Here is a 6,255-nt window from a genome sequence, read left to right on the forward strand (position 1 = left end):
GCGCAAGACCCCCGATCGGACACGCTTGGGGAACGCCCCCGATCGTTGCGCACTTGTGTCATTGCCCGTGCCACAACACCGTGTCCTCACGGCACCAACCGCATTCTGTCGCCTCGAGGGGGTGTTGGGAAACCCTTTGCGGCAATCCGCACCCGATATCGCGCCGCCGCTGCCGGCGCGTTACCGCGCCCGTGGATGCGCGGTGGCCCACACCTCGTGCAGTGTATTGATCGTGACCAGGGTGTAGATCTGCGTGGTCGTCACCGACGCGTGCCCCAGCAACTCCTGCACGACGCGCACGTCGGCGCCCCCGTCGAGCAGGTGGGTGGCGAACGAGTGCCGCAGCGTGTGCGGCGACACCGCGGCGCCGATCCCGGCCCGATCGGCCGCGTCCTGCAATACCTGCCAGGCGCTCTGGCGCGAGAGCCGGCCGCCGCGAGCATTGAGGAACAAGGCGGGGGTGCCCTTGCCGCGGGCGCCGAGCGCCGGCCGGCCCCGAACCAGATAAGCGTCGACCGCCGCCAGCGCCGGCCGCCCGATCGGCACCATGCGCTGTTTACCGCCCTTGCCGTGCAGGACGACCGAGCGCCCGGCGGTGTCGATATCGTCGACGTCGAGTCCGACCACCTCCGAGATCCGGGCGCCGGTGGAGTACAGCAGTTCCAGCATGGCCCGATCCCGCAGTCCGCGCGGCCCGCCCCCGGAACCGGCGTCGTCTCCCCCGCCCGCGGCCTCGAGCAGCCGGGAAATATCTTCGTAGGGAAGCGCTTTCGGCAGTCGCCGCGCCGGGGTCGGCGGCTTCACACCATGCGCGACATCCCCGGTGGTCAGTCCCTCGGCCGCCGCGAACCGGTGCAAGCCGCGCACCGCCACCAATGCGCGGGCGGCCGAACTGGCGGCCAGCGCCGGATAACCCTCGCCGCCCGCCCGCAGCGAGACGACGAAATCGGCGATCTGGTTCTCGGTCACCCGGTCCAGATCACCGATATCGCGCTGTTTCAGAAACTCCCGATATCGCTGCAGATCACGCCGGTAGGCGCTGAGCGTATTTCTCGCCGCGCCGCGCTCGACCGTCAGATGGTCGAGATAGGCCTGGATCTGCCGCTCCACCACGCGTTCACCCGACCGGTAGCGGCACAACGACCGCCGGGGCGGCGGGAACAGCGACATTCACGGTGTCATCATGACAGCCGCCGGCGACATTCGTTCGCGCGAAACACAGTTCGCACGTGCCCGAGGAGTACGGCCGGGTGCGGTGAGGCACCCGGCCGGTTGCCCATCAGGCCTGTGCGCGTTCGGCGGCCTTCCGATCGAGCAGCTGCGTCGGCATACCCGGCCATGGCGCGTCGGCGGGCCGCAGCGTCGTGCCGTTCGCCCGCGCGACCGACGCCGCCAGCACACCGGCCACCGCGGTCGCGTTCTCGATCCGGCCCGACAGCGCGGCGGTCACCGCGTCCTGCAGCGGCATCCGCACGATCGACAGATCGGCTTCCTCGTGCTCGGGGTCCGGCCGGTCGGTGTCCGACAACCCGGTCGCGAGATAGATGCGCAGTGCCTCGTCGGTGAACCCCGGCGACAGCACCACATCCACCAGCGTGGACCACTCCCGCGCCGCCAGACCGGTCTCCTCGGCGAGTTCGCGTTGCGCGGCCGCCAGCGGATCCTCCCCGGCCTGATCGAGCAGGCCGGCGGGCAACTCCAGCAACCGCCGCCCGATCGGATGCCGATACTGGTTGATCAGCACCACCGAGCCGTCGTCGTCGAGGGCGACGATCGCGACCGCGCCGTGATGCTCGACCACCTCGCGTTCGGCGACCCGCCCGCCGGGCATTTCGACCTGATCCCGGCGCAGCGCGACGATCGCCCCGGAATACACGGTTTCGGACCCGACGGTGCGGAAGTCGTGGCTTCCGGATTCGCTCACTGCGCGACCCGCTCGGCCTCGTCGGCCTCCTCGCCGTAGATCTCCACCGGAAGCCGTTCGGCGCCCTTGTATTTCAGCGCCGCGTCGACCAGCCCGGCGAACAGCGGATGCGGCCGGGTCGGCCGGCTCTTGAGCTCCGGATGCGCCTGGGTCGCAACGAAATACGGATGCACGTTCGCCGGCAGCTCCACGAACTCGACCAGATGCCCGTCCGGCGAGGTACCGGAGAATCGCAGGCCGCTCTGGGCGATCTTGTCGCGATAGGCGTTGTTGACCTCGTAGCGGTGCCGATGCCGCTCCGATACTTCGGTGGTGCCGTAGGCCTGCGCCACGACCGAGCCCTTCTCCAGCACGGCCGGATAGGCGCCCAGTCGCATGGTGCCGCCGAGGTCGGCCTCACCGGCGACCGCCTGGGCCTGGTCGGCCATCGTGGAGATCACCGGATGCGTTGTCTCCGGCTCGAATTCGGCGGAGTTGGCGTCCTCGAGGCCCACCGAACGGGCGGCCTCGATCACCACGCACTGCAGTCCCAGGCACAGGCCCAGCAGCGGAATGGAGCGGGTGCGCGCGAACCGGATCGCGCCGACCTTGCCCTCGATGCCGCGAATGCCGAAGCCGCCGGGGATCAGCACCGCGTCGACGTCGCCGAGATGATGCTGCGCGCCCTCCGGAGTCTCACATTCGTCGGACTGCACCCAGCGGATGTTCACCTTGGCCTTGGCCGCGAAACCACCGGCCCGCAGCGCCTCGGTCACCGAGAGATACGCGTCCGGCAGGTCGACGTACTTACCGACCAGCGCGACGGTCACCTCTTCGCGCGGGTTGTGCACGCGGTCCAGCAGATCGCCCCAGACGGTCCAGTCGACATCGCGGAACGGCAGGCCGAGCTTGCGCACCACGTAGGCGTCGAGGCCCTCGCGGTGCAGCACCTTCGGGATGTCGTAGATCGACGGCGCGTCGGGCGTGGAGATGCAGGCGTCGACGTCGACGTCGCACATCAGCGCGATCTTGTTCTTCAGCCCCTGCGGCACCTCGCGGTCGCAGCGCAGGATCAGCGCGTCGGGCTGGATACCGATGTTGCGCAGCGCCGCGACGGAGTGCTGCGTGGGTTTGGTCTTCAGCTCGCCGGAGGGCGCCAGATACGGCACCAGCGTCACGTGCAGGAAGAAGCAGTTGTCCCGGCCCACCTCGTGCCGGATCTGACGCGCGGCCTCCAGGAACGGCTGGGATTCGATATCGCCGACGGTGCCGCCGATTTCGGTGATCACCACGTCCGGGGTCTGGCCCTGCAGATCCGGACCGCTCATCGCGAGGATGCGGTTCTTGATCTCGTCGGTGATGTGCGGGATGACCTGCACGGTGTCGCCGAGATACTCGCCGCGCCGCTCCTTGGCGATCACGGTGGAGTAGACCTGCCCCGTGGTGACGTTCGCATAGCCCGACAGATCACGGTCGAGGAAGCGCTCGTAGTGGCCGACGTCGAGGTCGGTTTCGGCGCCGTCCTCGGTCACGAACACCTCGCCGTGCTGGAAGGGATTCATGGTGCCGGGGTCGACATTCAGATACGGGTCCAGCTTCTGCATGGTGACCCGCAATCCGCGGGCGGTCAGCAGCTGGCCGAGGCTGGAGGCGGTCAGTCCCTTGCCGAGGGAGGAGGCGACACCGCCACTCACGAAGATGTGTTTGGTGGCCGTCTGATGGGGGGAACGCGCCGGAATCCGCGATTGACTCACGGAACTCCACGCTAACACGAAAAACGGTTGCGAAACGAATGCCACGCGGGGAATGCCGGAGGTCGTCCTATCGGTTTGTCACTTGCGTCTCATTCAGCGCAGCAACCCCATGACGCGGCGCCCCGGACGCACCGATCGCCCGGCACTCGCTCCGACGTGACGGTCATCCGATCGCGGTCGACGACGGCGGCCACGCTCAGCCGGGAGAAGCGGTCACCGACAGCGAGGTCGCCTCCGGCCCGGTGCCGTAGTGACCGGTTTTGCCGCCCAGTTGCTCGGCGAGGCCGAGAGCCGTTGTGACCCGGCCCGTTTCGCGGTCCACGTTGTCGACCGTGGACACCGTCGCGTCGAGGCGGTTCTCGCGGCGCACCTCGGCGATCGGACCCGATCCGTCCGAGGATCCGGCCCGCCCCGCCAGCACCAGCCCCGCCCCGCGTCCGCGCAGCGCCCCGGAGAAATGCGCCGTGATCGATCCCTGGCCGTTGTGGTCGGCCCGCGCGCCGGCCCCGGTCACCACCACGGCCAACTGGGCGGGCGCGAAGTCACCGGCGGCGAGGAAGCCGCCGTTGCGCAGGGTGTCGACGATCAGCCCGCGTTCCTGCGCGGTGGCACGGTCGGCGCCGTCGGCGGGGTCGGTGAGAAACGCCAGGCCGAGGAGATCACCGGCGAGGCTGCCCTGATCCACCGCTTCGGTCTGCAACTGGGCGCCGGCGGGAATCATGTTCGTGACCGCAGTTCGCAAGCGGTCGCCCTGCGAGGCGTCGACGAAGGCGTCGGTGAGCGCGACCCGCCCGGTGACCTTCGCCCCCGCAGTGGTCAGGGCTGCCGTCACCGCGTCGACATCGCCGCCGTCGGCATCGGGGGTGGTGAATACGAGCACCGTGTGATCGGCGAGGGTTCCGTTCAGGATGCGGCCCGCCGACCGGGCGATGAAGTCGTCGGCCGCACCGACCTGTCGTTCGAGTTGCCCGTTGGCCGCCGCGAGCGCGTCGTTGCGCTGAGCCAGATCGTCACCGCCACCCGGACCACCCTGGCGGACGACGGCGCCGAGCGCCGCACCCACCGCCAATGCCAGAAAGATCGCGGCCAGGGAAACGACGAGCCGACGCATGGAACCCACTGCTTTCTCTACCCCCGACGGTCCGATAGTCGATGGAGCCAGTCCTGCGACTGCCGCCACGCCGAATCCAGCCAATCCAGCACATCGCTGCCCAGATGCGAGGACACCAGCAGTCCGACGATCAGCGCGATCAGCGCGGCCAGCACCACCAGTGCGGTCGCCCAGCCGGAGTTGCCCTGCCGATACAGGGTGGCGACCGCCTTGGCGTCCATCAGTTTCGGCCCCGCCTTGAGCCGGGTCAGGAACATCGCCGGAGCCGATTCGCGGCGGCTGCGATCGAAGAAGTCGTCGAGCGAGGCCGGCGCACCGCAGGTGATGATCAGCGCGGCCCCGTGATGGTCGGCCAGCAGCAGCGCCAGATCCGCCGCCGATCCCGAGGACGGGAAGGTGGTGGCGCCGATACCCAGGTCCTGAATTCGCTCCAGCCCCTTGGCATGCCCGTCGGTATCGGCCGGAAGTATCAGCTCGGCACCGCATTTCAGCGAGCTCGCGGTGATTTCCTCCGGGTCGCCGACGATCAGATCGGGACGATATCCGGCCTTGGTCAGGATGTCGGCGCCGCGCCCGACACCGACCAGAATCGGCGCGTATTCCTTGACGAACGGCTTGATCGCCTTGAGGTCGTCACGACTGTCCACGCCGTCGGCCACCACCACGACATGGCGGCCGCGCATCGACAGATCCAGGGCCGGAACCCCGAGACCGTCGATCAGCATCGCGCTTTCGGTCCGGATGTATTCGGTCGTATTGCCGGCGAAGGCTTCCAGATGGTCGGCCAGCCCGTTGCGCGCCGCGATCATCCGCTCGGCGATGACCTGATCGGTGAGCTCGATGGCCTCGACCAGAACCTCCGGTTCCTTCTTGGTCAACTTGTCGGCATACACCACGCCGGCATCGATGCGGACCTTGCTGCCGTCCTTGATCTTGCCGAACACGTCGGCGGAGACAGCATCCAGCAACACGATTCCGTTGGCGGCCAGCACTTCCGGGCCGAGGTTCGGATAGCGGCCCGAAATCGAGGGCGAGGCATTGATCACCGCCGCCACGCCCGCCTGGACGAGCCGGTCAGCGGTGAGGCGATCGATGTCCATCTCGTCGAGGACCACCACATCGCCCGCCCCGACCCGCTTGAGCAGACGCCGGGTATTGCGGTCCACCCGGGCCATCCCGGTGACGCCGGGAAGCGTTTCGGTGTTGCGCGACAACAGCGCCAGCATCTTCATGGCATCCGATAATGGACGCCGACTCTCAACCTGTGGTGGAGGCGCGCCGACGTCCTATCACATCCCCTGGCATGAGGCCAGCAAACGCACGCCTCCACGACGTCGACTGGCGTGCCGGGTGGTACCGCTGGTACCGATATGCTTCGGCTCACTGCATCCGAAGGACTCTCAATGACTGTGTCAAGCCGCAGCTGCCACCGATGTCGGGCGGATGGCACTGAATTCGCGGCCGTCGCGCAGCAAGGCCCACAAGAC

General features: G+C 68.4%; 5 protein-coding genes. All 5 read right to left on the reverse strand.

What is annotated here, in order from left to right:
- Positions 1 to 180 precede the first annotated feature (180 nt).
- Positions 181 to 1,170, reverse strand: a complete 990-nt coding sequence (xerD, locus tag IG65_RS0117135) for a site-specific tyrosine recombinase XerD (protein WP_051756305.1) — start codon at positions 1,168 to 1,170, stop codon at positions 181 to 183.
- Positions 1,171 to 1,279: 109 nt separating this feature from the next.
- Positions 1,280 to 1,924: an NUDIX hydrolase gene (locus tag IG65_RS0117140; protein ID WP_030515926.1), complete on the reverse strand. Its 645-nt coding sequence runs from the start codon at positions 1,922 to 1,924 to the stop codon at positions 1,280 to 1,282.
- Positions 1,921 to 3,657 (reverse strand): CTP synthase, encoded by a 1,737-nt coding sequence (locus IG65_RS0117145; protein WP_030515927.1) that lies wholly within the window; start codon positions 3,655 to 3,657, stop codon positions 1,921 to 1,923. Before IG65_RS0117145 ends, IG65_RS0117140 begins: the two co-directional genes overlap by 4 nt.
- 196 nt (positions 3,658 to 3,853) lie before the next feature.
- Entirely contained in the window at positions 3,854 to 4,768 is a 915-nt protein-coding gene (locus tag IG65_RS0117150; RefSeq protein ID WP_369801552.1) for a copper transporter, read from the reverse strand.
- A 17-nt stretch (positions 4,769 to 4,785) separates the two neighbouring features.
- A complete protein-coding gene (steA, locus tag IG65_RS0117155; protein WP_036524839.1) occupies positions 4,786 to 6,000 on the reverse strand; it encodes a putative cytokinetic ring protein SteA in 1,215 nt (404 codons plus the stop codon).
- Positions 6,001 to 6,255 lie beyond the last annotated feature (255 nt).

It is taken from the genome of Nocardia sp. NRRL WC-3656 (assembly GCF_000720265.1).
GTDB lineage: Bacteria > Actinomycetota > Actinomycetes > Mycobacteriales > Mycobacteriaceae > Nocardia > Nocardia nova.